Annotated in this window: 1 protein-coding gene; it reads left to right on the forward strand. The window is 68.6% G+C overall.

What is annotated here, in order from left to right:
• Positions 1–190: 190 nt before the first annotated feature.
• Positions 191–538, forward strand: a 348-nt coding sequence (locus tag ABNX41_RS21960) for an RNA-binding protein (protein WP_497883260.1), incomplete at its 3' end; no start/stop codon positions are given.

Genomic DNA, 538 nt, shown 5'->3' on the forward strand with positions numbered 1-538 from the left:
GGGACACCGGCCAGATTCCGGCGGTTCGCCACCCGGCGCCGTCCCGGGCCCGGCAAGACCTGACCGGGGCCCGACCGGGGCCGACCTTGCCCGCCCATCGGGGGCGGTTGCGGGCGGAATCGAGGCCCTTCAGCGGATTCATGTGATGGAAGCTATTTTCTGATAAAAATATTCAGGTATAATCCGCCCCATGAACTTCCGCCCCAACATGACCAGCGTCACCTCCGGGATCGAGCTTGCCGCGCCTCTGATCTGGCGCGAACTGCCCGGCGTCGTGGCCGATATCTGGCAGGTCAATGTCGGGCGCGGCAGCACCGGCAGCTACAGCGCGCCGGACCCCAGGATCGTCGCGGTTCTCGACAGCGGCGACAGCGAGATGCGGCTTGCGAACGGGACGAGCCTGCGCAGCCAGCCGGTGCGGATCGCCTTCATCCCCGCGGGGGTCCCCACGCGCTCGGGCTTTCGCAGATCCGGCAGGCTGGCGCATCTGGACGTGCATTTCAGCGCGGCGGAACTGGGCGCGCGGCTGCGCGGCACC

This window comes from Pseudogemmobacter sonorensis, assembly GCF_042762395.1.
GTDB lineage: Bacteria > Pseudomonadota > Alphaproteobacteria > Rhodobacterales > Rhodobacteraceae > Pseudogemmobacter > Pseudogemmobacter sonorensis.